At 71.4% G+C, this 25,035-nt stretch carries 23 protein-coding genes; 9 read left to right on the top strand and 14 right to left on the bottom strand.

Features of this window, described 5'->3' with window-relative positions:
* Positions 1-5: 5 nt before the first annotated feature.
* Both KCQ71_RS11100 and KCQ71_RS11105 read right to left on the bottom strand, forming a co-directional pair.
* Positions 6-776, bottom strand: coding sequence for an SDR family NAD(P)-dependent oxidoreductase (locus tag KCQ71_RS11100; RefSeq protein WP_223405779.1), 771 nt, complete (start codon positions 774-776; stop codon positions 6-8).
* A 40-nt stretch (positions 777-816) separates the two neighbouring features.
* Entirely contained in the window at positions 817-2,007 is a 1,191-nt protein-coding gene (locus tag KCQ71_RS11105) for an aminotransferase class I/II-fold pyridoxal phosphate-dependent enzyme (RefSeq protein ID WP_223405781.1), read from the bottom strand.
* Between the two features lie 60 nt (positions 2,008-2,067).
* Here KCQ71_RS11105 and KCQ71_RS11110 point away from each other — a divergent pair, with 60 nt between their 5' ends.
* Positions 2,068-2,649: an isochorismatase family protein gene (locus tag KCQ71_RS11110; protein WP_223405782.1), complete on the top strand. Its 582-nt coding sequence runs from the start codon at positions 2,068-2,070 to the stop codon at positions 2,647-2,649.
* Here the strand turns inward: KCQ71_RS11110 and KCQ71_RS11115 are convergent.
* From KCQ71_RS11115 to rsmI, 3 genes are all read right to left on the bottom strand, one after another.
* Positions 2,646-3,107, bottom strand: coding sequence for a GNAT family N-acetyltransferase (locus tag KCQ71_RS11115; RefSeq protein ID WP_223405784.1), 462 nt, complete (start codon positions 3,105-3,107; stop codon positions 2,646-2,648). The two genes, KCQ71_RS11110 and KCQ71_RS11115, sit on opposite strands and share 4 nt — an antisense overlap.
* Positions 3,108-3,218: 111 nt before the next feature.
* The gene (locus KCQ71_RS11120) at positions 3,219-3,677 is read right to left on the bottom strand and encodes a hypothetical protein (RefSeq protein ID WP_223405786.1); all 459 of its coding nucleotides are present in this window, start codon (positions 3,675-3,677) and stop codon (positions 3,219-3,221) included.
* A gap of 62 nt (positions 3,678-3,739) precedes the next feature.
* Positions 3,740-4,609 carry a 16S rRNA (cytidine(1402)-2'-O)-methyltransferase gene (rsmI, locus tag KCQ71_RS11125; RefSeq protein ID WP_223405788.1) on the bottom strand — a complete coding sequence of 290 codons (870 nt, stop codon included), beginning with the start codon at positions 4,607-4,609 and terminating at the stop codon, positions 3,740-3,742.
* A gap of 33 nt (positions 4,610-4,642) precedes the next feature.
* Between rsmI and KCQ71_RS11130 the strand changes: the two genes are divergently transcribed.
* On the top strand, positions 4,643-6,457 hold the full coding sequence (locus KCQ71_RS11130) for a dolichyl-phosphate-mannose--protein mannosyltransferase (protein ID WP_223405790.1): 1,815 nt from the start codon (positions 4,643-4,645) through the stop codon (positions 6,455-6,457).
* Positions 6,458-6,467: 10 nt separating this feature from the next.
* Here the strand turns inward: KCQ71_RS11130 and KCQ71_RS11135 are convergent, their stop codons facing one another.
* From KCQ71_RS11135 to KCQ71_RS11150, 4 genes are all read right to left on the bottom strand, one after another.
* Positions 6,468-7,253 carry a nucleotidyltransferase domain-containing protein gene (locus KCQ71_RS11135; protein WP_223405792.1) on the bottom strand — a complete coding sequence of 262 codons (786 nt, stop codon included), beginning with the start codon at positions 7,251-7,253 and terminating at the stop codon, positions 6,468-6,470.
* 8 nt (positions 7,254-7,261) lie between these two features.
* Positions 7,262-8,095: a carbohydrate ABC transporter permease gene (locus KCQ71_RS11140; RefSeq protein ID WP_223405794.1), complete on the bottom strand. Its 834-nt coding sequence runs from the start codon at positions 8,093-8,095 to the stop codon at positions 7,262-7,264.
* On the bottom strand, positions 8,092-9,012 hold the full coding sequence (locus KCQ71_RS11145; RefSeq protein ID WP_223405796.1) for a carbohydrate ABC transporter permease: 921 nt from the start codon (positions 9,010-9,012) through the stop codon (positions 8,092-8,094). Before KCQ71_RS11145 ends, KCQ71_RS11140 begins: the two co-directional genes overlap by 4 nt.
* An 89-nt stretch (positions 9,013-9,101) precedes the next feature.
* Positions 9,102-10,415 (bottom strand): ABC transporter substrate-binding protein, encoded by a 1,314-nt coding sequence (locus KCQ71_RS11150; RefSeq protein ID WP_223405798.1) that lies wholly within the window; start codon positions 10,413-10,415, stop codon positions 9,102-9,104.
* A 328-nt stretch (positions 10,416-10,743) separates the two neighbouring features.
* On the opposite strand from KCQ71_RS11150, the gene KCQ71_RS11155 reads away from it, so the two are divergent.
* From KCQ71_RS11155 to KCQ71_RS11165, 3 genes are all read left to right on the top strand, one after another.
* A complete protein-coding gene (locus tag KCQ71_RS11155; protein WP_223405800.1) occupies positions 10,744-13,551 on the top strand; it encodes a family 78 glycoside hydrolase catalytic domain in 2,808 nt (935 codons plus the stop codon).
* A gap of 53 nt (positions 13,552-13,604) precedes the next feature.
* Complete coding sequence (locus KCQ71_RS11160; RefSeq protein ID WP_223405802.1) at positions 13,605-14,639, top strand: sigma-70 family RNA polymerase sigma factor; 1,035 nt, start codon at positions 13,605-13,607, stop codon at positions 14,637-14,639.
* Positions 14,640-14,705: 66 nt separating this feature from the next.
* Complete coding sequence (locus tag KCQ71_RS11165; protein WP_223405804.1) at positions 14,706-15,557, top strand: YybH family protein; 852 nt, start codon at positions 14,706-14,708, stop codon at positions 15,555-15,557.
* A gap of 15 nt (positions 15,558-15,572) precedes the next feature.
* Here the strand turns inward: KCQ71_RS11165 and KCQ71_RS11170 are convergent, their stop codons facing one another.
* The 3 genes from KCQ71_RS11170 to KCQ71_RS11180 form a co-directional block, all read right to left on the bottom strand.
* Positions 15,573-16,742 carry a macrolide family glycosyltransferase gene (locus KCQ71_RS11170; protein WP_223405806.1) on the bottom strand — a complete coding sequence of 390 codons (1,170 nt, stop codon included), beginning with the start codon at positions 16,740-16,742 and terminating at the stop codon, positions 15,573-15,575.
* A 149-nt stretch (positions 16,743-16,891) separates the two neighbouring features.
* Positions 16,892-17,755 (bottom strand): aldo/keto reductase, encoded by an 864-nt coding sequence (locus KCQ71_RS11175; RefSeq protein ID WP_223405808.1) that lies wholly within the window; start codon positions 17,753-17,755, stop codon positions 16,892-16,894.
* Positions 17,756-17,806: 51 nt separating this feature from the next.
* The gene (locus KCQ71_RS11180) at positions 17,807-18,478 is read right to left on the bottom strand and encodes a TetR/AcrR family transcriptional regulator (RefSeq protein WP_223405810.1); all 672 of its coding nucleotides are present in this window, start codon (positions 18,476-18,478) and stop codon (positions 17,807-17,809) included.
* A gap of 226 nt (positions 18,479-18,704) precedes the next feature.
* On the opposite strand from KCQ71_RS11180, the gene KCQ71_RS11185 reads away from it, so the two are divergent.
* On the top strand, positions 18,705-20,282 hold the full coding sequence (locus tag KCQ71_RS11185) for an alpha/beta fold hydrolase (RefSeq protein WP_308116627.1): 1,578 nt from the start codon (positions 18,705-18,707) through the stop codon (positions 20,280-20,282).
* 74 nt (positions 20,283-20,356) lie between these two features.
* Here KCQ71_RS11185 and KCQ71_RS11190 read toward each other — a convergent pair whose 3' ends face one another.
* Positions 20,357-21,760 (bottom strand): beta-N-acetylhexosaminidase, encoded by a 1,404-nt coding sequence (locus KCQ71_RS11190; RefSeq protein ID WP_223405812.1) that lies wholly within the window; start codon positions 21,758-21,760, stop codon positions 20,357-20,359.
* Positions 21,761-21,887: 127 nt separating this feature from the next.
* On the opposite strand from KCQ71_RS11190, the gene KCQ71_RS11195 reads away from it, so the two are divergent.
* Both KCQ71_RS11195 and KCQ71_RS11200 read left to right on the top strand, forming a co-directional pair.
* The gene (locus KCQ71_RS11195) at positions 21,888-22,469 is read left to right on the top strand and encodes a TetR/AcrR family transcriptional regulator (protein WP_223405814.1); all 582 of its coding nucleotides are present in this window, start codon (positions 21,888-21,890) and stop codon (positions 22,467-22,469) included.
* 2 nt (positions 22,470-22,471) lie between these two features.
* Positions 22,472-22,912, top strand: a complete 441-nt coding sequence (locus KCQ71_RS11200; RefSeq protein ID WP_223405816.1) for an SRPBCC family protein — start codon at positions 22,472-22,474, stop codon at positions 22,910-22,912.
* A 96-nt stretch (positions 22,913-23,008) separates the two neighbouring features.
* Here the strand turns inward: KCQ71_RS11200 and KCQ71_RS11205 are convergent, their stop codons facing one another.
* The gene (locus tag KCQ71_RS11205) at positions 23,009-23,818 is read right to left on the bottom strand and encodes a tyrosine-protein phosphatase (protein WP_223405818.1); all 810 of its coding nucleotides are present in this window, start codon (positions 23,816-23,818) and stop codon (positions 23,009-23,011) included.
* Between the two features lie 147 nt (positions 23,819-23,965).
* On the opposite strand from KCQ71_RS11205, the gene KCQ71_RS11210 reads away from it, so the two are divergent.
* Entirely contained in the window at positions 23,966-24,997 is a 1,032-nt protein-coding gene (locus tag KCQ71_RS11210; RefSeq protein ID WP_223405820.1) for a glutathione S-transferase family protein, read from the top strand.
* Positions 24,998-25,035 lie beyond the last annotated feature (38 nt).

Consider the following 25,035-nt stretch of genomic DNA (forward strand, 5'->3'; position numbering starts at 1 on the left):
GGACGTCAGTCCCGGTCCTCGGAGTTGATCGACGACGCCAGTCGGCGCACCACCGACCGCGGCGCCGCCCGGGACAGGAACGCGATCGCGCGGTAGAGGGCACCCGGCACGCTCATCACGACGCCGCGCTCGAGGTCCCGCAGCGAGGTGGCGACGAGGTGGTCGACGTCCACGTACATCCAGTCGGGCATCCTCGACATGTCGATCTCGGCGCGGTCGTGGAACTCGGTGCGCACGAACCCCGGACAGAGCGCCTGGACACGGACGCCGTGGGCGGCGACGTCGGTCGCGAGCCCCTCGGAGAACTGCAGCACCCAGGCCTTCGAGGCCGAGTACGTGCTGCCTCGGCCGGGCAGCATGGACGCGATCGAGGCGACGTTGATGATCGCGCCGTTGCCGCGCTCGACGAGGCCGGGCAGCGCGGCGTGGGTCAGCCGCAGCACGGCCTCGACGTTCACGGCGAGCTGGCGGCGCAGGTCCGCCTCGTCGGCGTTCAGGAACGGCGTGCCGACGGCGAGGCCTGCGTTGTTGACGAGGGTGCGGATGTCGGGGTGGCGGAGTCGGGCGGCGACGGCGTCCACACCGGCCGAGGTCGCCAGGTCGGCCCCGAGCACCTCAACACTCGGGGCGCCGGTGGCCCGGCACTCGGCAGCGATCTCCTCGAGTCGACCGGTGCTGCGGGCGACCAGCACCAGGCCGTTGCCCCGCCGCGCGAGGTGCCGGGCGAACGCGAGGCCGATGCCGGACGAGGCGCCGGTGATGAGAGCGGTGGGCATGCCGCCAGCGTAAGGCCGGGCACCCGCCGTCGGCCCGTCGTCAGCCCGTCGTGAGCCTGGTCAGGCCGCGCTTGATGCCGCGGACCGCCTGCCCGATGCGCTGTTCGTTCTCGATGAGCGCGAACCGCACGAACCCCTCCCCGCCAGGGCCGAAGCCGACGCCGGGTGATACGGCCACGTCGCAAGCGTTGACCAGGTGCGTGGCGAACTCGATCGAGTCCATCTCCCGGTAGGGCTCGGGGATCCGCGCCCACGCGAACATGGTGCCCTTCGGCTTGAGGATGTCCCAGCCGATGCGGGCGAGCCCGTCGTAGAGGGTGTCCCGGCGGGACTCGTAGATCGCGCTGAGCTCGGCCGGGTACTCGGTGGCCTCGTTCAGGGTGACGGTGGCGGCGATCTGGATCGGCTGGAAGGTGCCGTAGTCGAGGTAGCTCTTCAGCTGGGACAGCGCCTTAATGACGTCCCGGCGGCCGACCATGAACGCGACCCGCCAGCCGGCCATCGAGTAGGACTTCGTCATCGAGTACAGCTCGACGGCCACCTCGGTGGCACCTTCGCACTGCATGATCGACGGCGGCGTCCAGCCGTCGAAGCACATGTCCGCGTAGGCGAGGTCGTGGACCAGGGCGACGTCGCGGTCCCGGGCCCAGTCGACGAGGCGCTGCAGGTCCGCCAGCTCCACGGTGGAGGTGGTCGGGTTGTGCGGGAAGGACAGCACCACCACCCGTGGCTTGGGCCAGCCCAGCTCCCAGGCCTCCATGACCCGGTCGATGTAGCCGCCGCCGTCGGTACCGTCGCCGATCGGGACCTGCCGGGTGTCGGCGCCGGCGAAGTACGGCCCCCAGATGTGGATCGGGTAGCTCGGCGTGGGCACGATCGCGGCGTCGCCGGGGGCCAGCAGCACCCACATCAGGTGGCTGAAGCCCTCCTTCGCGCCGATCGTGGAGAGCACCTCGGCGTCCGGGTCGAGGGTGACGCCGAACCGCCGCTGGTACAGGTTCGCCACCGCCAGGCGCAGGTTCGGGATGCCGCGCGAGGAGGAGTACCGGTGGTTGCGGGCGTTGTGGGCGGCCTCGGCCAGCTTGTCGACGGCGATCTGCGGGGACGGCAGGTCCGGGTTGCCGAAGCCGAGGTCGATGACGTCCCGGCCGGCGCGCCGGGCCTCCAGCTTGAGCCCGTCGATGATCGTGAACACGTACGGGGGCAGACCCTCGATGCGGCGGAAGTCCATGGCGAAACGTTACCGCCGCGTGCTGTCGAGGCGCCGCGTGGGAGTGGCACAGTGGGAGTCATGAGCACCGGCAGAGCACTCCTGGTCGTGGACGTCCAACCCACCTTCTGCGAGGGCGGCGCCCTGGCCGTCGACGGCGGCAATGCCGTCGCCGATCGGGTCGCCGAGTTCGCCCGCAACCACCGGGACGCCTACGACCTCGTGGTCACCACCCAGGACTGGCACATCGACCCGGGTGAGCACTTCTCGGACACCCCGGACTTCATCGACTCCTGGCCCCCGCACGGCGTGGCCGGCACCCCCGAGGCGGAACTGCATCCGGCGCTGGCGGACCTGAACGCGGACGTGGCGGTCAAGAAGGGCGCCTACGAGGCGGCCTACTCCGGATTCGAGGGCACGGACGCCGAGGGCCGCTCGCTCGCCGAGATCCTCACCGCCGCGGGCATCGCGGACGTGGACGTGGTCGGCATCGCGGAGTCCCACTGCGTCAAGGAGACCGCTCTCGACGCGCTCGACCAGCACCTGCGGACCCGCCTCTTCACGGACCTGACGGTGCCGGTGAGCCCGCAGCAGGGTGAGGCCGCTCGCGCCGAGCTGGCCGCCGCCGGGGTCGAGCTGTTGCGCTCGGACGAACTCGGCTAGACGCGTTCGGTGGTGGTACGCACCCCGAGGACCTGGCCGAAGACCCGTTCCCCGGTCGGCACGAAACCGCACCGGAGGTAGAACTCCTCGGGCCCACCCTCGCCCTCCACCCACAGGACGGTGATCCGGTCCCGGCCCCGCCGCCGAGCCTCGCGGGCGACCTCCTCGACCGCGAAGCGGCCCACGCCTCGCCGCTGCGCGCCCGCCGCGACGTTCAGTCGCCAGATCCCGCACCGAAACGCCTCGAGCTCGTTGTCCGGGTCGAAGTTCGCCATGACGAACCCGACGACCTCGTCCCCGTCGACGATGGCCCGCGGCCAGGCCGTCGGCGTCACGTACGCCTCGGCGATCGAGTGCACCACCGGGGCGACGAACTGGTCCTGACCGGGGCGGAGGGGGAACTCGGTGAGGGCGCGCAGGTTCTTCTCGGTCACGTCGTGAAGCTCGAGTCGGCTCATCCACCGAAACCTAGCGGCGAGCACCGACACGCGACCGGGGGCCGGGTGCGGCGATCGAGGGCGGCCCAAGCTGAGCGTCGGGGGCGATCGAGTGCCGCCGCCGGAGCGGGTCTACGCCTCGTCCGACCCGGCCGGCCCGTCGAGCTCGGGCACCCGACCGATCCCCTGGGCGTCCTCGCCGTGCTCGGCGATGAACGCGGTGAAGATCTCAGTCCGCAGCGTGGCCACCCGCGCCGCCAACGCCTTGCGCTCGTCCTTCGTGGTGCCTGGCGCGGTGAGCAGTTGGGCCGCGTGCTCGCAATGGGTCAGGCGCTTCGACCACGCCTCGGCGCGGCGCGACTCGTCGGTGTCGTCGGCGGACTCGGCGAGGTAGGCGACCTGGTCACGGAGCACCTCGATCGTGGCCAGCACATCCTGCGTGGCCGTGCCCTTGCGCCGGGCGAGCCGGTTGGCCTGGTCCTGGACGCTCTGCCAGATCTCCGGGTTCTGCTTGATCAGTTCGAGCGCCTTCGGCAGGAACGGTCCGATCCACTTGATCGTCGCGACGATCGTCTTGCGGTCCACGGCCATGGCGGCCCCCTTCCTCCTCCGGGGTGCCCGCGACACCCGACTGGGCCAAGGCTACGTCGTGCCTACCGGGCCCGCAGGGCAGCCTCGTACAGTTCGCGCCGGCTCACCCCGTGCGCGGCGGCGACGGCGGTGGCCGCCTCCTTGAGCCGCTCCCCCGCCTCGATCCGGGTCAGCACCTCGGCCACGTGGTCAGCGGGCTCGGAGACCGGCGGCGGCGCTCCTGCGACCACGATCGTGATCTCGCCGCGCACACCTTCGGTGGCCCACTCGGCCAGCTCGGCCACGGGTCCGCGGCGCACCTGCTCGTAGGTCTTCGTCAGTTCCCGGCAGACGGCGGCGGCCCGGTCGCCGCCGAACGCGTCGGCCATCGCGGCGAGCGTGTCCGCGATCCGGTGCGGCGACTCGAAGAACACCATCGTGCGCGGCTCCGCGGCGAGCGCAGCCAGGGCCCGGCCCCGCTCCCCCGGCTTGCGGGCCACGAAGCCCTCGAACGTGAACCGGTCGCTGGCCAGCCCGGACAGGGCGATGGCGGTGAGGACGGCGCTCGGGCCGGGCACCGCGGTGACCCGGACGTCGGCGTCCGCGGCGGCCCGGACCACGCGGAAGCCCGGGTCGGAGACGCCCGGCATGCCGGCGTCGGAGACCACCAGCACGGTGGCGCCCTCCTGCGCGGCGGCGACGAGGACCTGCGCCCGCTCGGACTCGTTGTGCTCGTGGTAGCTGATCACCCTGGCGGTGAGGGTGACCCCGAGCCGGCCCGCGAGCGCCCGCAGCCGCCGGGTGTCCTCGGCGGCGATCAGGTCCGCCCGGCCGAGCAGGTCCACCAGGCGCGGCGGAGCGTCCCCGGTGTCCCCGATCGGGGTTGCCGCGAGCACGATCACCCCGGCTCCGCCGTCGGGATCGGGACCCTCGGACTCGCGATCGATTGCCACGCATGCCAGTCTGCCCCACTTACACTCGTGCGGGTGAGCCGGTCAGCAGAGGGGGCGCCCGACGTCGAGGAGGACGCCGGCGCGACCCGGCACACGGACGCGACCGACCTCGACGCTAGCGAGCGCACGGCTGCGACGGGGGCCACCGGCCCGGGCCACGAGGACCGGACGGAAACTCACCCGCACCACGCAGCCCCCGCCGTCGGGTGGTCCACCCGCGTGCGCCAAGCGCTGCGCGCGCCGAAGCTGCAGTACGCGGGCCGCACCCAGGAGCAGATCGAGCGGAGCCTGCTCGGCCGGCTGCAGGTGACCTCGATCCCCGGCTCACGGCTGTGGGCGTGGCTCGGTCCAGCCCTGGTGACGGCGTTCGCGGCGGTGCTCCGGCTGGCGTACCTGGACCGGCCGGCCCGGCTCGTGTTCGACGAGACCTACTACGTCAAGCAGGCCTACTCGCTGCTCGCGCTCGGCTACGAGGGCGACTGGAACGAGGAGCCCGACGAGAACTTCGCGGCCGGCGACTACTCCGACCTGCAGACCACCGCGGACTACGTGGTGCACCCGTCGGTCGGCAAGTGGATGATCGCCGCCGGGATCCGGCTGCTCGGGGTGGACAGCCCGTGGGGCTGGCGGATCAGCGCCGCGGTCATCGGCATCATCAGCGTGTTCATGCTCGCCCGGATCGGGCGGCGGCTGTTCTCGTCGACGCTGCTCGGCTGCACCGCAGCCCTGTTCCTGGCGATCGACGGCATCCACATCGTGATGTCCCGGATCTCGATCCTCGACATCTTCCTGTCCTTCTGGGTCCTCGCCGCGTTCGGAGCGCTGCTGCTCGACCGGGAGCGACATCGGCGCCGGCTCGCCCGGGCGGCCTCGGTCGAGATCGCCCAACACGGCTCGCTGCGGGACCCGTGGGGCCCGAAGGTCGGCGTGCGCTGGTGGCTGCTCGTGGCCGGCGTGTGCCTCGGCCTGGCGTGTGGCGTGAAGTGGTCGGGCATCTACGCGGTCGCCGTGTTCGGGTTGTTCGCGGTCGCCTGGACGATCAGCGCCCGCCGGGCGGTCGGGGTGCGCCTGTGGGTGGGGGCCGGTGCCCTGCGCGACGGCGTACCGGCCTTCCTCGCCATGGTGCCGACGGCGGCGCTCACCTATGTGCTCACGTGGCTGCCGTGGTGGCTTAACCCGAACTCCTACAACCGCCAGTGGGCCACCGAGGTGAACGCGCTCGCCGACGTGCCCGAGCGCCCGTGGCTGCCGGACTGGCTGAACTCCTGGTGGGAGTACCACCTGAAGATGTGGGACTTCCACAACAACCTCACGTCCGAGCACACCTACATGTCGCAGCCGTGGGGATGGCTGATCCAGTGGCGGCCGACCTCGTTCGCATGGCGGTCGGTCGAGTCCGACGCGGGCGCGATGGACCTGTGCGGTGCCGAGCGGTGCGCGGGGGCGATCCTGGCCGTGGGCAACCCGATCATCTGGTGGGGCGCGGCCCTGGCTCTGGTCCTGGGGGTCTGGGCGGCGCTGCGGCGCCGTGACTGGCGGGCCTGGGCGATCCTCGCGGGCTATCTCGCGATGTACGTGCCGTGGTTCGCGTACTCGGAGCGCACCATCTTCACGTTCTACACGGTCGCGTTCGTGCCGTTCGTGGTGCTGGCGCTGACCTACGTGATCGCCGAGCTGATCGGCCCTGCGGACGTGCCGCTGCGGGAGCGCCGGCCGGGGATCTGGACGGCGGCGGTGATCGTGGTCCTCGCGCTCGTGGTGTCCGCGTTCTACTGGCCGATCTGGAGCAACCAGTGGGTGCCGTACACGTTCTGGCGCCTGCACATGCTGCTGCCCACCTGGGTCTGAGCGGCGCCGGTCAGTAGTACTCGGCCGGCAGCGCGCCGGTGAGCCACGGAAGCTCGTTGTCCCGGATGAAGGTCGAGAGCGTCTCCTCCCGGGGCAGGACCCGTGGCAGCCACACCTCGAGCGACCCGATCAGCGCCGCCGCGTCGGCGGGGTCCGCCTGCGCGAGGACCCGCTGCCAGCGCGGGAGGAACCCGGTTGGCAGGTCCGGCAGGTTGGTGAGGGTGTCGGTGACGTACTTGGGGCCCCGGAGCAGGGTCCGGTTGGCGGCGAGCACGCACCGGGCCGCAGCCAGCCCCAGGTGCAGGGCGGCGTGCCGGCGCAGGAACTCGTCACCGGACGCGTGCGCCTGCCCGAGGAAGTAGCGACCGTGCAGCCGGGCCTGGGCGAGGTGGGCGTCCACGCGCCGGTCCCACTCCTGTTCCGGAAGCGTGGCCAGGCCCGCGATGGACGCCTCGATCCCGGGCAGGGCGCTGAACACCACCCGGGCGCCGGCGAACGAGGCACGGGTGGGGTCGTCCCCGCGGTCCGCCGCGGCCGCGAGGTAACTCGGGCTGGCGAGTTTGATGTCCACGTAGCCGCCCGGGTAGTCCTCATCGTGACGTTCGCTCCAGGCCAGCCTGTTCGCCTCGGCCGCCGCATCCCAGGCGTCGTCGTCGACCACGAGGTAGACGTCGAGGTCGCTGTCGGGCCGTTCGGTCCCGCGGGCTACGGAGCCGACGAGCACGACGGCGAGGGTCGTCTCCTGCGCGGCGGCGTCCCGCACGTACCGCGTGAGTGCCGCCTCGTGGTGCTCCACCGGCAGCGTCAGCCCTTGACCGCGCCGGACGTCATCCCGGCCACGATCTGCCGGTTGAAGACGATGTACATCACCAGCGGCGGGATCGTGATCAGGAAGATGTTCATGAACAGAAGGTTCCACTGGTTCAGGGTCTGGCTCTGGAAGTTGTACAGCGTGAGCTGGACGGTGGCGTTGTCGCTTCCGGGCAGGAAGTACAGCGGCCCGGTGAAGTCGTTGAAGACGGCCACGGCCTGCACCACGACGACGGTGACCACCACCGGCTTGAGCAGCGGCAGCACCACCTGGAAGAAGAGTCGCAGGGGTCCGGCGCCGTCGATGACCGCGGCCTCGTCCAGCTCCTTGGGGATCGTCGAGACGAACGCGCGGAACAGCAGGATGCAGAACGAGAGGCCGAAGGTGGCCTCGATGAAGATCATCCCGGGCATCGTCTTGAACAGCCCGATGGTCTGCAGCACCCAGATGGTCGGCACCACGGCGGGGGGCACGATCAGACCGGCCAGCACGAGGACGTTGACCATCGGGTTCCATCGCGAGGACCGCCGCTGCAGCACGTAGCCCACCATCGCAGCCATGACCACCATGAGGACCACCGACGTCACCGTGAGCACGGTGCTGTTCACGAACGCCCGCACCAGCATGTAGTCGCGGGTCTGCATCACGTCGACGACGTTCTGCCACAGCAGCCACTCGCTCGGAAGCGAGAGGTCCAGCAGGGACGCCTCCGGCGCGGACTTCGCGGCGGTCAGCACGATGAACGCGAACGGGACCAGGAACACCACGATCGAGACGAGCACCGCGACGGCCCCGGTCAGGTTGCGGCGCAGCGCCTTCGCCTTCATCGCTCCACCTCCCTCTTGTTGAACCAGATCGCGATGGGCACGATGATCGCCGTCACCACCACGAACAGCACCACGTTGCCGGCGGTCGAGAGCCCGTAGAAGCCGGCCTGGTACTGCTTGTAGATGACCGAGCCGATCACGTCGCTGGTGAACCCCGGGCCGCCGCGGGTCATCGCCCAGATCAGGTCGAACGCGCGCAGCCCGCCGATCAGGGAGAGCAGCACCACGGTGGTGGTCGCCGGCCGGACCAGCGGCACCGTGATCCGCCAGAAGCGCTGCCAGCCGTTCGCGCCGTCCACCCGCGCGGCCTCGTAGTACTCCGGCGGGATGGCGGCGATCCCGGCGATGTAGATCAGGGTCGCGATGCCGACGCCCTTCCAGACGTCCACCAGGGCGATCGAGAACAGCGCCAGGGAGGGGTCGGTGAGCCAGCCGGGTCCGGTGATGCCGAACAGGGCGAGCCCGGAGTTGATCAACCCGTCGAACGGGTCCATGAGCACCTTGAACGTGATGCCGACGCCGATCGTGGAGACCAGCACCGGGAAGAACACGACCGAGCGCAGGTACCCCCGGGCAGCGATCTGCGAGGTGAGGAACACCCCGAGCAGCAAGCCGAGCACCACCTTCGCCCCCGACGTCAGGAACCCGTAGATGAACGTGTTCGTGAACCCGCGCAGCAGCATCGGCTCGCTGAAGAACTGGACGAAGTTGTCCAGGCCGATGAACTCGGTGTCGAACAGGGTCCACCGGGTCAGGCTGAAGTACAGCGAGGCGAAGGTGGGCACCGCGAACAGGACGAGGTAGAACACCCCCGCCGGGATGTAGAACCAGGTGGGGTAGGAGCTCTTGATCGGGCGGCGTTTGGGTGGCTTCAGGGCATCATCGGCGCTGGGACGGCTCGCGACCAGGGTCGTCATGCGATCTCCATTGATCTCCGGCGGCCGCCTCACGTGGCTGGCGTGAGGCGGCCGCACGCGACGGTGTGGGTGTCAGGACTCCGAGGCCGCTACCACCCCTCGAGGCCGAGCTGTTGGGCCTGCTTCTCGACGTCCACGTCATAGAGTGCAGCTCCGTCCGCGGCCGGCCGGATGCCCGAACCGACCTCGACCGTGATCTGTTCCAGGCTCGGCCCCTTGATCGGGGACAGGAATTCCAGCGCCGGGGACGTCAGGCCCGCGTCGAAGTAGGTCTGCACGTCGGTCAGCGTGGGGGCCGCGTCCTCAGGCAACTCGCACAGGTCCGTGGTGAACGGGCCGCTCGGGACGAGCACCTCGTTCTGGATCCGGCAGCCCTCCTCGGACAGTGCGAACGCGATGAAGCGCTGCGCGGCCTCGAGCTCTTCGCCCTCGGTGGTGTTCGGGATGTACATGGCGTTGGGCAGCCACACCGTCAGCCGGGTGTCGGCGGCGTCCTGTGCGGGGAGTGCGAACACCCCGATGTCCTGGAGGTTGTCCGGATAGTTCTGCGCCACGGCGGCTCCCGCCCCGGTGAGGATCGGGTAGTGCGCGCCCTCTCCGGTGGCGAGCATCCGGATGCCGTCGTCATATAGGGCGGACGCGAAATCCTCGTTGAAGTAGCCGGCTTCGAAGGCCTCCTGCTGGTTCTCGAACGCCTGCAGGGCCGGCTGATCGGCGTAGAAGCGGTTGTGCGCGGTGTACTCCGCCGCCCAGTCCGGGTCCTGCGCCGTGACGTTCGCGAAGTCTGCCAGCACGAACAACTGGCTCGTCCAGGTGTCACCGTAGGTCTGGATGATGGGGGCGGCGGTGCCCGCGTCGAGGATGGCCTGGTTGTTGGCCATGAAGCCGGCCCAGTCCGTGGGCACCTCGAGGCCAAGCTCTTCGTAGATGGGCTTGTTGTACATCACGGCACCCGCCTGGGTGGTGCCCCAGGGCGCCCCGTACATGCCGTTGTCGGTGGAGACGACGGTACGCATGTCCTCCACCAGGGAGTCGGCCCACTCCTGGTCGGAGAGGTCCACGAGGTTCTGGTCCGGGTTCAGGGCCTGCAGCAGGGACCCGGAGTTGTAGTGGAAGACGTCCGCCATCTCGCCGGTGGCGAGCTTGGTCTTCATCAGGTTGTCACCCTCGGCACCCGGGGGCTGCGTCTCGAGATTCACGACCACGTCCTCGTTCGCGGCCATGAACGCATCGACCAGCTCCTGCGCCGCGGTGGCGCCCGGTTCACCGTTCTGGGTGAGGAACGTGATCTCGACCTGGTCACCGCCGGAACCACCTCCGGAACTGCAGGCGGCCATGCCTGCCACCAGTGCTGCCGCCGCGAGGACGACCGAGCCCTTGCGGGCACCTAGACGCATGCTCATCCTTTACCTCCTCGTAAAGTCACCGTCCACCATGACGGCACAGCACGGACCCGATTGAATCGGTTCAAACGTACCGCTACTCTACGTGCGATTCGGTCTGCCGTCAACGACTCCGGGCAACAATTCGACAACGGGCCCGCAGCCCCCGGGCATTCGCGGGCCGGCCCCCGTCCGAGGCATTGACAACCCACTTGTAACGATTCAGGATGGCTGCGGAAGGCAGGCGCACCCGGCGGAAGACTCCGAGGCCCGGCCACGGCGGACCTCGGACCGCACCCCCGAATCACCCGGCCCTGGTGGCCGGCACCGCAAAGGAGCAGTGGACCCCATGACCGCAGCACGCCCGGTGGCGCTCGACGCCGAGGTCCCACGTGGCACGTCCTTCGTCGCCACGCCGACGCCCCGGCTGAGCTGGCGGACCGAGACCGACGCGAGCGACTGGACCCAGCGGTCCGCCGAGCTCGAGTTCACCTCGGCCGGCGCGACCAACACCGTCACGGTCGACTCGGGCGACTCGGTCCTGGTGCCGTGGCCGTTCGAGGCGCTCACGCCCGGCCAGGACGGCGAGGTCCGGGTGCGGGTCACCGGCGCCGACGGCGTCACCTCCGACTGGAGCGAAGCGCTCACCGTGCGCGCCGGCTTCCTGGCGCCGGGCCGGTGGCGCGCCGAGCCGATCGGGCTCACCGCGCCCACCAAGCCCGCCGAGCCCGGCCTGGTCCGGACCGAGTTCGAGCTGCCCGCCCCGGTCCGCCGGGCCACCCTGTTCGCGACCGCGACCGGCGCCTACCAGGTCGCCATCAACGGCACCGACGTCGACGACGAGGTCCTCAAGCCCGGCTGGACGCCCTACCAGTACCGGCTCATCCACGAGACCACGGACGTGACCGCCCTGCTGGCCGCGGGCGCCAACGCCGTCGGGATCCGCTTCGCCGGCGCCTGGGCCACCGAGCAGTACGGCTTCCGCGACCGCGCCCACCGCGTCTACGCCGAGCAGCCGTCGGTCGCGCTCCAGCTGATCGTCGAGCACACCGACGGCACCACCACCGAACTCGTCACCGACGGTACCTGGCGGGCCGGCCACGGGCCGATCACCGCGAGCGGGATCTACCCGGGCGAGTCCCACGATGCCCGGCTCGCCCAGCCCGGCTGGTCCGCCGCAGGCTTCGACGACGGCGGGTGGTCGCCCGCGCGTACGGCCGAGCCGACCGTCGTCCCCGAACCGCGCACGTCCCCGCCGGTCCGCCGGATCGAGGAGCTGGCCGTCACCGAGGTCATCACCACCCCGTCCGGGCGCACGATCCTCGACTTCGGGCAGAACCTGGTCGGGCGGCTGCGGATCACGGTCGGCGGCCCGGAGGGGCACATCATCACGCTGCGGCACGCGGAGGTGCTCGAGCACGGTGAACTCGGGGTGCGTCCGCTGCGCGCGGCCGCCGCCACCGACACCGTCACGCTCGCCGGGACCGGCGAGCAGACCTGGGAGCCTGAGTTCACTTTCCACGGGTTCCGGTACGCGGAGGTGTCCGGCTGGCCCGGTGAGTTCGATCCGGCGTCCGTCGTTGCCGTGGTGATCCACAGCGACATGGAGCGCACCGGCTGGTTCACGAGCTCGCACGACCTGGTGAACCGCCTGCACGAGAACGTCGTCTGGGGCCAGCGCGGCAACTTCCTCTACCTGCCCACCGACTGCCCCCAGCGGGACGAACGGCTCGGCTGGACCGGGGACATCCAGGTGTTCGCGCCGACGGCGACCTTCCTGTTCGACTCCAGGACGTTCCTGTCCTCCTGGCTCGCCGACCTCGCCCTCGAACAGCACGCCGCCGGCGGCGTGGTCCCGTTCATCGTGCCGAACGTGCTCGGGCCCGCCCGGCCGGCCGCGGCCTGGGGTGACGCCGCCACCGTGGTGCCCTCGGTGCTGCTGGAGCGGTTCGCGGACCGCGGCACCCTGGAGGCGCAGTACGAGTCGATGACGGCGTGGACGGACCACCTCCTCGACCTCGCCGGCGATCGGCACCTGTGGGAGGGCCGGTTCCAGTTCGGGGACTGGCTGGACCCGACGGCGCCGCCCGAGAGTCCCGCCGACGCGAAGGCCCACCCGGACATCGTGGCCAGTGCCTACGTGTTCCGCTCGGCCGACCTTGCCGCGCACGCCGCCGCCGTCCTCGGGCGCGATGCGGACGCGCAGCGCTATCGCGACCGGGCCGAGCAGGTCCGGGCGGCGTTCCTGGCCGAGTACGTGACCCCGGCCGGCCGGATGATGTCCGACGCGCAGACCGCGTACGCGCTGGCCATCGTGTTCGACATCGCCCCGGTGCCCCAGCACGACGCGTTGGGGCGGCGCCTGGCCGAACTGGTCCGCGAGAGCGGGTACCGGATCGGCACCGGGTTCGTCGGCACGCCGATCATCGCCGACGCCCTGACCCGGACCGGACACCTGGACGTGGCGACCCGGCTGCTCACCCAGACCGAGTGCCCGTCCTGGCTGTACCCGGTCACGATGGGCGCCACGACGATCTGGGAGCGCTGGGACAGCACCCTCCCCGACGGGTCCATCAACCCCGGCCAGATGACGTCGTTCAACCATTACGCGCTCGGCGCCATCGCCGACTGGCTGCACCGCGTCGTGGCGGGCCTGGCCCCGGCCGAGCCGGGCTACCGCACCCTGCTCGTCCAGCCCCGGCCGCTGCCCGGCTTCACCCACGCCCGGGCTGAGCACCGCACACCGTACGGAACGGCCGCCGTCGGCTGGCGTCGCGACGGCGACACGGTGACCGTCACCGCCACGGTGCCGCCGAACACCCGGGCCCGGGTGGTCCTGCCGGGCACCGGCGAGGAACTGACGGTCTCCTCCGGCAGCCACGAGTGGTCGGTGCCGGCGCCGGTCGCCACAGCGGCCCCCGGCCCGGTCGACCTGGACACGAGCCTCGCCGCCGTGATCGACGACGAGCAGGCCTACGCGACCCTGCTCCGGGTACTCGGCGAGGCGAGCCCCGACGCCGCCGAGGAGGTCCGCGCGCACACCACCTGGGTGCCCGGGCGGACCCTGCGCGAGCGGCTGGATCATGCCGCCGGCCCGGACACCACGGACCGGGTGGCCGCAGCCTTCGCAGAGCTGAGCGCCGGGCGCGGGCGCTGAACCGCTGACCTCCGGGGTTCACCCGGACCATGACGGCGTCCATACTGGCGACCATGAGCCGCCTGGAGGGCAATGGGCCGGACCGGGCGCGCGATCCTTCGGACCTGGCCCGGGCTCGCGCGGGTGACGAGGACGCGTTCGCCCGGCTGGTCGGCCCCACGCTCGCCGAGCTCCACACGCATAGCTACCGCATGCTCGGGTCCGTCCATGACGCCGAGGACATCGTGCAGGAGACCCTGGTCCGGGCCTGGCGCAGCCTCCCGAGGTACCAGGACCGTGGGTCGTTGCGGGCGTGGCTGTGCACCATCGCGACGAACCGGTGCCTGAGTTTCATCGCGCGCCGCGCACGCCGCGAACTGCCGACCGACCTGAGCCCGGGGCATGCGCCCGTCGCCGAGACTGCCTGGCTCGAGCCCTACCCTGACGCGCGACTGGGGTGGGCGGCCGAACTCGGCCCGGAGGCGCGCACCCTGGCCCGGGAGAGCGTCGAGCTCGCCTTCGTCGCCGCCCTCCAGCACCTGCCGGCACGCCAGCGGGCGGTGCTCCTGCTGCGCGACGTCCTCGACTTCAGAGCCGCAGAGGTCGCCGACCTGCTGGGAACCACGGTCGCCGCCGTCAACAGCGCACTCCAGCGCGCCCGGGGTGCGCTCACCACCCTCCCGGAGGGTACCCAGCAGACCACCTACGCCGACATCGGCACCGATGCGCTGCGCGAGGTCGCCGCGCGGTACACGGCCGCGTGGGAGTCCGGTGATGTCGACGCCATCGTCGCGATGCTCACGCACGACGCGACCTACTCGATGCCGCCCCTGCCACGGTGGTACCGGGGACACGAGGACATCCGGACGTTCCTCGCCGTGGCCGCCCCCGGGCGCTGGCGGTTCCTACCGGCGGCCGCGAACGGGCAGCTCGCCTTCGGCACCTACCTGCGCGAACCGGCCGGGACTCGCTACGCCGCAGCCGGCCTGGACGTCCTGACCCTGCGCGGCCCCATGGTGGCCGGCGTCGTGTCCTTCCTCTCCCCCGAGTTGTTCCCGCTCTTCGGTCTCCCTCTGGATCTCCCGGACCGATCGTCGCGGCACCGATGAGTTCACCGTCGTCCCCGGGTTGGAAGAGGTGACAGCACCACCACCCAGTGACGGGCAGGGACAACCATGCACACCGACGAAGTGCAGATCAGAGATCTCATCGAGAGGTGGGCCGTGGCGGTCCACCGCGGCGACCTCGACGCGGTCCTCGCGGACCATTCCGACGACGTCACGATGTTCGACGTGCCACCGCCCAGCCAGGGTCCTCGCGGGCTCCGGGCCTACCGCGACGTCTGGCCACCGTTCTTCGAGTGGCAGCGCAGCGGCGCCTCCTTCGAACTCACGTCCTTGGAGGTCACGGCCGGGGACGACGTCGCCTACGCATCCGCACTCGTTCGTTGTGGGACGCCCGCCGAGCTCGCCGCGGACCCGCAGAACCTGCTTCGGCTCACCATCGGACTGCGTAAGGAGCAGGGCCGGTGGATCGTCGCCCATGAGCACCACTCCTTCCCGTCCGCGCCCGACCCGGTGCCCGACGCCACCGACGTGGCCGGTGCCGATGAGCGCGAGCTGCGCCGGATCCACGAGGACTGGTTCGATCGCACCCCGGCCAAGGACCTGGACGGCCTGATGGCCCACATCGCCGAGGACGTGGTCTCCTACGAGCACGACCAGCCACTCCAGCACGTCGGGCTGCCGGCCGTCCGGGAGGTCTGCCGAACCGGCCTGGAAGCCGCCGGGGCCAGCACGCCGGTGTGGACCGTCCCCGACCTCACGATCCTCACCGAGGGCGACCTGGCCGTCGCGTGGGGGCTCAACCGGATGGGCATCCGCGGGCCGGACGGCGAGCAGGCGAGCTGGTCACGCGGCACCCGGATCTTCCAGCGACGCCGAGGTGAGTGGGAACTGGTGCACCAGCACCTCTCCTATCCCTACGACCCCGAGACCGGTGCGGCGCAGACCGACCGCCAGCCGTGATCGGCGCGGCGCCCATCAGGTCCCGGTCAGCACCCGGTCGATCACATCGGCCCCCCGTGTCGCGCCCCCGGCGGCGACGCTCTCGTCGCGCATCCGGGCGAGAGCGTCGCGCACGACGTCGTCTCCGGCCACCGCGTCGATGGCCGCCCAGACGGTATCCGCATCGAGTCGCTGCGGGCTGAGGGTCCGGCCGAGTCCGAGCTCGGCGATCCGGTCGGCGTTGGCCCGCTGCTCCGCCATCTGTGGGAGCGCCACCATCGGGACCCGGTACTGGATGGCCTCCATCGTGCTGCCCATGCCGGCGTGGGTCACGAACGCGTCGGCGTGACGCAGCACCGCCAGTTGCGGCACCCGCTCGTGGATCTCCACGTTGTCCGGGGCGTCCTCGAAGAGGCCGGGGTCGACCTGGTCACCGATCGCGAGCACCATGTGCCAGCGGCGGTCGGCGGCCGAGTCGACCATCATCCGGAAGAAGTCGGGCCGGTCGTTGTAGGCGGTGCCGAGGGAGACCAGCACGACCGGATCGCCACCCGTCGGAGGCGTCCAGTCGGACTGGAACTCCCGCTCGGTCAGGCCCGGCCCGATGAAGTCCCAACCCTCGAAGGTCTCGCCCGCGAACTGGAACGCCCGCGGGATCGTGACCAGCCTCGCCGCCGCCGATCTGCCCTGCATGAATGCGCCCACGTCACCGATGCCCTGACCGCGCAGGTACCTCGCGATCCGGATCATCTGCCACAGGAACCGCGGGTCGACCGGGTTGATCCTGGTGTAGGCGTTCATCGACCAGTGCTCGTTGCCCACGAAGTTGGGCCACGTCTCCACTGCCGGCACCTGCCACTGGTGCGCGAGCACCCTGCCCCACCAGGCCAGGGTCCCGTCGTGCAGCACGAGGTCCGGGGCCGGTGCATCGGCGAGCGCGGGGACCATGGCGGCGGTCTCGTCCAGCAGCAGCCCCATCGCCCGGATCAGTTCCTTGCCGTGCATCTGCGGCGGCCCACCGCCGATGCGTTCCCAGGTGGAGGTGACCGGCTCGAACCGAGCACCGGTCTCGGCGATCCGGTCCTCGAACATGCGAGGCGCCCAGTACGTCACGTCGTGGCCCCGCCGGACGAGTTCGGTCACCACCCCGAGGGTGGGATTGACGTGTCCTGCTCCGAGGGGCCCGTAGGCATAGATGGTCGACACGGACGACCATGCTAGGCGCACGCTCGATCCTCGCCCCGGGACCGGAGGCGACCACCCCGCAGAACGCAGCGACCGCCGTCGGCCCGGCATGAAAGGCGGGCCGACGGCGGTCGGTGCGTCTGCCTACGAGGAGGCGACGGCGGGGCTGCTCAGGCGAGGTGCGCGGGCTTGCCCCAGGTCACGTTGTCCGGGTTGCCGCCGTAGCGGTGGTTGCGGTCGAGCTCGGCGATCCGGGCGAGGTCGTCGCCGGAGAGGCGCACGTCGGCGGCGGCGAGGTTCTCCGCGATCCGGGACGGCGTCACGGACTTCGGGATCACCACGTTGCCGACGGCAAGGTGCCAGGCGAGGACCACCTGGGCCGGGGTGACCTGGTGCGCGGCGGCGATCTCGGCGAACACCGGGTCCTCGAGCAGGCCACGCCCGGAGCCCAGCGGCGACCATGCCTCGGTCGCGATGTTGTGCTCGGCGTGGAACGCCTTGAGCTCGTTCTGCTGCAGGTACGGGTGGGACTCGACCTGGTTCAGCACCGGGGTGACGCCGGTCTCGCCGATGATCCGCTCGAGGTGCGGGATCTGGAAGTTCGAGACGCCGATGGAGCGGACCCGGCCCTCGTTCAGGAGGGTCACGAACGCCTTCCAGGTGTCCGAGTACTGGTCCCACGCGGGCGCGGCCCAGTGGATCAGGTACAGATCGACGGTCTCCAGGCCGAGCCTGGCGAGGCTGACGTCGTAGGCGCGCAGGGTGGAGTCGTAGCCCTGGTCCGGGTTGTTCAGCTTGGTGGTCACGTACACCTCGTCGCGGCCGAGACCGGACTCGGCGAGCGCGCGGCCCACGCCGGCCTCGTTCCCGTAGGCGGCGGCCGTGTCGATCAGGCGGTAGCCGACGCGCAGGGCCTCGGCGACGGCGGTGTGCGCCTCGTCATCGGGAACCTGCCAGACGCCGAACCCGAGCTGCGGGATGGTCGATCCGTCGGAGAGGGAGTGTGCGGGGACGTTTGCGGGGTAGCTGGTCACGGTCGTTCAGCCTAGCGCGGGGCGTGCGTGGGCCGCACCGCGGGACGCCCGTCAGACCCGCGGCACCCAGCGCCGCCCGACCTCCTCGGGCGTCGGCCCCGGCCCAGGGAGGTCGGCGGCGCCGCGGCCGGTGGCGCCCGCCGGTGCGCCGTCGCCGGCGATGCCGTCGAACCAGATGGTCAGGTACCTCCTGCGCAGGGCCTGGGTGCGCTCGGGGTCCACCCCGAGCACCGCGGTGACCTGGTCGAAGAGCAGCGTCAGGTCCTCGGCCACGAGCCCGGGGCGCAGCACCCCGGCGTCGCGGGCCGCCTCGAAGATCCGCACCCCGAGCGCTGAGGCCTCCCGGGCGAGCTGCCCCAGGTCCTCCGACGGCGTGAACGTACCGGCCAGGTTCACGGTCAGGGCGTGCACGTCGGCGTCGATGATGCCGGTGACGAACTCCGTGAACGTGGTCCACGGGTCCGTGCCCGCGTCCAGGCACGCCTGCGCGATCTCGGCGAACCGCTCGAGCCCGTCCGCGCAAAGCCGGCGGAGCAGGTCCTCCTTGCCCTCGTAGCGGTGGTAGAGGGCGCTGATGCCGACGCCCGCCTCCTTCGCGACCGCCGCCATGGGTGCGGCCGCGTCCCGCAGGAACACGGTGCGCGCGGCGAGCAGGATGAGTCCGTCGTTGCGAGCGGCCTGGGCGCGCCGGCCGCTGAGGGCGGGGGTGGGGGTCTGATCCATAACCACACCTTACCTCTTGTGCGGAACGGAGCGTTCCGTTACACTTCAATCATGCGGAACAAATCATTCCGTTCCAACCTTGAGGAGAGTCAGATGACCGCACCGGCCACCACCACCTGGACCGTTCTCACGCAAGCCCACACCGCGCTGCGGAACGCTGCCACCGCAGCGAGCGAGTCCCCGGCCGAGCTGTGGGACGCCCCCCACCCCGTGCCAGGACTGGACCGTGGCCCAGGTCCTCACCCACGCGACGGGCGACCAGCGGGCCTACGCCGCGGCCCTCACCGGAACCGGCGGCCCGACCGAGGACCCGTTCTCGCCGTCGGCCACTCGCGCGGCGGACCCGGTCGCCGAGGTGACCGCGGCCACCGAGGCCTCCGCGACGGCGTTCGCCGCAGTGGCACCGGGCACCGAGGAGGTCCCGAACCCGCTCCCCCAGGGACCGATGAGCGCGGAGCTCGCGGTCGGCGCGGCGGCGCTGGACGCCGCGGTGCACGCCTGGGACGTCGCGATGGCGATCGGCGCGCCCAGCCCGCTCACGGCGGACCTGGCGGCGGCACTGCTTCCCACCGCCCACGCGCTCGTGGAGCCGCTGCGGGCCTGGGGCGCCTATGCCCCGGTCGTGCCCGGCGCCAGCGCGGACCCCGCCGACGAACTGCTCCGGTTCCTCGGCCGCAACCCCGAATGGAAGGCCCGACCCATGTCCGAGATCACCCCCACCACGATCGACATCCCCCAAGCAGACCTCGACGACCTCGCGGACCGGTTGGCGCGGACCCGCTGGGCGGACGAGATCGAGGGATCCGGCTCCGAGTACGGCACCAGCCTGGCCCAGGTGCGCGAGTGGGCCGAGTACTGGCGCACCTCGTTCGACTGGCGCGCGCTCGAGGCCCGGCTGAACGCCTACCCGCAGTTCACCACCGAGATCGACGGGCAGCGCATCCACTTCCTGCACGTGCGCTCACCCCGCCCGGACGCCACCGCGCTGATCCTCACGCACGGTTGGCCGGGCTCGGTCCTGGAGTACCTGGACGTGATCGACCCGCTCGTCGCGGCCGGGTTCGACCTGGTCATCCCGTCGCTGCCCGGGTTCGGCTTCTCCGGGCCCACCACCGAGCGCGGCTGGGGCGTGCAGCGCATCGCGGCCGCCTGGGTGGAGCTCATGGGCCGCCTCGGCTACGACCGCTACGGGGCGGTGGGCAACGACGCGGGGTCGATGATCTCGCCCGAGGTGGGCCGGCTCGCCCCCGAGTCGGTCATCGGCGTGCACGTCACCCAGCTGTTCTCGTTCCCGTCCGGCGACCCGGCCGAGCTGGCGGACCTGACGCCCGAGGAGCAGGCCGGCATGGAACGGCTGAGCTGGTTCTGGGAGAACATGGGCGCCTTCAACGTGCTCCAGACCCAGGCCCCGCAGACGCTGGCGCACGCCCTCGCCGACTCCCCCGTCGGCCTGCTCGGCTGGAACGGGCAGCTCCTGGTGGGACTGGATGCGGAGTTCGTGGTCGCGAATGCGGCGGTCTACTGGCTCACCGGCACCAGCGGGTCGTCGATCCGGATGTACCGGGAGATGGCCGCCGATGCCAGGCCCACCGGGCCCACCACCACGCCGACGGCGCTGGCGGCCGGCGCGAAGGACTTCCTCTCGATCCGCCGGTTCGCCGACCGCGACCACGCCGCGATCGTGCGCTGGCACGTGTTCGACGTGCCCGGGCACTACACGGCGCACGAGGCGCCGCGGGTGATCGTCGACGACGTCACCGCGTTCTTCGGTGATCTCGCCTCGGGCGTGGGCCGGGCCGGCTGAGGCCCGACGGCGTCCGCTCGCTCGCGCGGGTCGGTTCCGCTCCCCGGTGGGTCACGCCCACCGGGGACGGCGGATCAGCCGACCGGCGCGAGCGCGTCCGCGTCGTGGGGGTACCCGGCGGCGCCCCAGAACGGTTCCTGGGCGGCCAGGCGCGGCGCGAACGTCTCCCAGTCCCGGTCGGACTGGGCGGACCAGGCCACCTCCGCGACGGCGGCCAGCCGCGGCAGCAGCATCGTGAACAGGTCCTCCTCGGTGAGGATCGTCTCGGTCCACAGGGCGGCCTCGACGCCCACGATCGCGGCCGGGTCCACGCCGGGCAGGTACTGCTCGGGGTCCCAGTCGTAGCTGTCCCGGACGCCGACGGTGCCGGCCCAGTCCAGGCCGAGCGGGTAGCCGTCGTGGTACTTCATGTCCAGGTACACGTGCTTGGCCGGGCTCAGGATCACGCCGATGCCGCGCTGGGCCGCGGCCGCGATCGGCGCCGGGTCCGAGTTCGTGTCCCACAACTGCACCAGGGCGCCCTCGGGCAGGTCCGCCACCGCGCCCTCGCCCCAGACGATCGGGGCCTTGCCGGCGGCGACCGTGAGCGCCGCCGCGGCCTCGATGAACTCGACGTACTCGTCGCGCTCCATGGTGTGCACCTCGTCGCCGCCGATGTGCAGGTACGGGCCCGGGGTGAGCGCCGCCAGGTCCCCGATCACGTCGGTCAGGAAGCCGGTGGTGGCCGGCAGGGCGAGGGTGAGCTGCGAGAAGCCCACCTCGGTGCCCGTGTAGACCTCGGTCGCGACGCCGCTGGAGTTGAGCTCGGGCACGGCGTGCAGGGCCGCGTTGGTGTGCCCGGGCAGGTCGATCTCGCCGACCACCTCGATACCGCGCTGGGCCGCGTACTCGGTGAGGCCGGCCAGATCCGCGGCGCTCAGGTGGCCGCCGGCAGCGCCGTCGACGGCGGTGCCGCTGGACTGCTCGGTCAGTTCCGGGCGGCTCGCCGACTCGAAGCGCCAGCCCTGGTCGTCGGTGAGGTGCAGGTGCAGCACGTTCAGCTTGTAGGCGGCCATCAGGTCGATGACCCGGCGCAGCGTCGGCACCCCGAAGAAGTGCCGGACCACATCGATCATGAGCCCTCGGCGGGCGAACCGTGGGGCGTCCTCGATCCGCAGCGCCGGGACGGCGCCGTCGGCGGCGCGCACGCGCAGCTGGGCCAGGGTGGCCAGCCCGCGGACGAGTCCGGCGGTGCTGCCCTCGATGAGGATCCGGTCGGCGTCGACGGTGAGCGTGTACGCCTCACCGGGCTGCGCACCCAGGGTGAGCTCGACGGTGTCGGAGGCATCGCCGTCGGCGTCCAGGCCGAGGCCGAGCAGCCGCGCGGCGTACCGGGCCACCCCCGGCGGCGCGACCAGCGCCGTGTTCTCGGTGAAGACGAACCCGTCACCGGGGCGGGTCTCGAGGTGGGTGGGGGCCGGGACGAGCAGCAGGCTCACGCGGAACTCCTTGGCGGAACGTGTGGGGATAGGACCCACGCTACTAGGACGGAGCGGACCGGCGACCAGTGCACCGAAGGCGGACGGCCCCTTGCCGGACAGCGGCACCGTTTGTACCATTTGGTACATGGCGATGACAGGGCGGGACCGGCTGCTCCGCGCGGCGATCGAACACTTCGCGCGCACCGGCGTCGGCGACCAGAGCCTGCGCGCCATCGCGGCCGCGATCGGCACCAGCCACCGCATGCTCATCTATCACTTCGGCTCCCGCGAGGGCCTTCTCGCCGAGGTGGTGGCCGCCGTCGAGGCCGAGCAGCGGAGCACCCTCGCCGCGCTCATGGCCGAGGACGCCGCGCCGGGCGACTGGATCAGGCAGTTCTGGTCGGAGGTGTCGTCCGCGGCCCGGAGCTACGGGCCGTTCTTCTTCGAGCTCTCCGCGCACGCGATGCAGGGTCGGGGCCATGCCGCGGGGCTGCGCACCAGCCTCGTCGAGCCGTGGCTGGAGCCGATCACGGCCATGCTCGTCCGGGCCGGGTCCGACCCCGCGCAGGCGCAGGCGCGGGCCCGGCTAGGCCTCGGTACCACCCGCGGACTCCTCCACGACGCGCTCGTCACCGGCGACTTCGAGGGGGCCGACGCCGCCATGGAGCTCTTCATCGACCTCGCGGTCGCCGACCTCCCGGCGCCCGAGCCCCACAGGAAGGCTTGACCATGTCTGACCCGAACATCACCGTCGAGACGCGCATCGCCGCGCCGCCCGAGCGGGTCTGGCGCCTCGTCGGCGACCTGGACCGGTGGGCCGAGATGCTGCCCACCGTCGATTCGGTCCAGCGCGCCGACCCGGGCGCCGAGGTCGGCGTCGGCGCCCGGTTCCGGGTGCGCCAGCCCGGGCTCCCGCCGGCCACCTACGAGCTCACCCGGTGGCTCCCGGGCCGGGCCTTCGACTGGGTCGCCGAGTCGCCCGGCGTGCGCACGGTCGGCACGCACGAGGTGCGTGACGACGGCTCGGGCGACACCGTGCTCGTGCTGGGACTCGCCTGGCAGGGCCCGCTGGCCGGGCTCGTGCGGGCGCTGCTGACATCCAGGGCCCGCCGGTACGTCGAGCAGGAGGCCGTGGCGTTCACGCGGCTCGCCGAGGTGCCGGTCACCTGACGCTCAGACGGACCGCCCGCAACGGCCACGCCAGACCAGCCTCGCCCAAGAGAGGCAGGTCATGAGGTTCTCCGGTCTCGCTGAGGCGGACCAGCCCTACGCGCCGCGGAGCACGCGCTTGAGTCCGTCAATCTCATCCGGGGTCATGCCTCCGGTGCGCAGGTAGCCCGTGACGTCGCCGTGTTCTGACGAGATCCAGTCCAGTGCCGCTTCGATCGCAGACGCAGGCGATTCCGTCGCAAGAGTCTTCAGACGCGGCGTGAGTGGAACACCGAGGCTCGTGATGAGCGCGGTGAGGCTTTCAGCGAAGCCGCCGGCGAGGTTCCCACCCGTCTGGGTGTAGTCCTCGACGATCTCGTCGCGAGACACATCCGCGACGAGCAGAAGCAGCGCCGCCGCGATGCCGGTGCGGTCCTTACCGGCCGTGCAGTGGAACAGCACACCTGGCCGCGCAGAGCCCGAAGCCGCCACCACCGCACGCCCCAGCTCAACGAACTGCGTCGCACTGCTGCCCAGGATCGCAACGTACAGATCCTCCAACGTGGGCACCGTCTCCGCGAGCGCCGATATCTGGTCCTCGGACAACCCGGCGTCCTCGCTGGAGGGCAACAACTTCTGCACCATCTCGTCCATCGCGCCTCCCTGCACGGGCAGCGGAACCAGCCGCACACTGCCGTCGGAGGGGAGCAGGTCAGCCGCCCGTGCCCGCTCGCCGTCGGTGCGGAGATCGATGATCGTGCCGATCCGCTGATCGGAGAGTGCCTGAAGCCCTGCCTCGTTGAGGGTGGAAAGAGCATCCGACCGGTAGAGGATTCCGGATGCTACGACGCCACCGTCCGCCGTCGGCAGTCCGCCGAGTGCACGAGAGTTGTACGTCACCTGGAGCAAGGAAGTCATGCCGGTCATGAAGAGTCCTCTCGTCCGCGTCCTGTCAGGGTATCGGCGCCGAAGGACACCACCAGGGTGATGCCGTCATGGAACGACGCGTGTGCACACTCGGACTCCACTCGCCGGCCTGGGCATCGGCAAGATGCCGTAGCTAGAGTGACGGACATGAGCGAGGACCAACAGGGCTCCTACGTGTTGCCCGGCCAGGAGTACACGCGCGACACCACCTACATCGAGACCCGGATCACGGCGGACGGCCGTGACGGCTACCCGGTCGAGGCCGGGCGGTACCGGCTCGTGGTGGCCCGGGCCTGCCCCTGGGCCAACCGGGCGATCATCGTGCGCCGCCTGCTCGGCCTCGAGGACGCCCTGTCCATGGGGATGTGCGGGCCCACCCACGATGTCCGGTCGTGGACGTTCGACCTCGATCCCGGCGGGGTGGACCCGGTGCTCGGCATCGAGCGACTGCAGGAGGCGTACTTCAAGCGCACCCCGGACTACCCGCGTGGGATCACGGTTCCGGCGATCGTGGACGTCCCCACCGGCGCGGTGGTCACGAACGACTTCGCGCAGATGACCCTGGACCTGTCCACCGAGTGGACCGCATTCCACCGCGACGGCGCGCCCGAGCTCTACCCGGAGCGGCTGCGCGAGGAGATCGACGAGGTCGCCCAGCTCGTGTACGCCGATGTGAACAACGGTGTCTACCGGTGCGGGTTCGCCGGGTCGCAGCGCTCCTACGAGTTCGCCTTCGACCGCCTGTTCGCGCGGCTGGACTGGCTCAGCGAGCGGCTCGCCACGCAGCGCTACCTGGTCGGGGACACGATCACCGAGGCGGACGTGCGGCTGTTCACCACCCTGGCCCGGTTCGACCCCGTCTACCACGGTCACTTCAAGACGAACCGGTCCAAGCTCAGCGAGATGCCGGTGCTGTGGGCCTACGCCCGGGACCTGTTCCAGACCCCCGGGTTCGGGGACACCATCGACTTCGCGCAGATCAAGGAGCACTACTACGTGGTGCACTCCGACGTGAACCCGAACCGGATCGTGCCCAAGGGCCCGGACCTGGCGAACTGGCTCACCCCGCACCACCGCGAGGAGCTCGGCGGCCGGCCGTTCGGCGAGGGCACCCCGCCGCCGCCCCCGCGGCCGGGTGAGGTGGTCCCGGAGGAGGGGACGCCGCTGCGGGTCGGCTGAATATCGGTTCGGTCATCGCGGGCGCGTCCGCATACCCT

It is taken from the genome of Occultella gossypii (genome assembly GCF_019947135.1).
GTDB classification, from domain to species: Bacteria; Actinomycetota; Actinomycetes; order Actinomycetales; family Beutenbergiaceae; genus Occultella; species Occultella gossypii.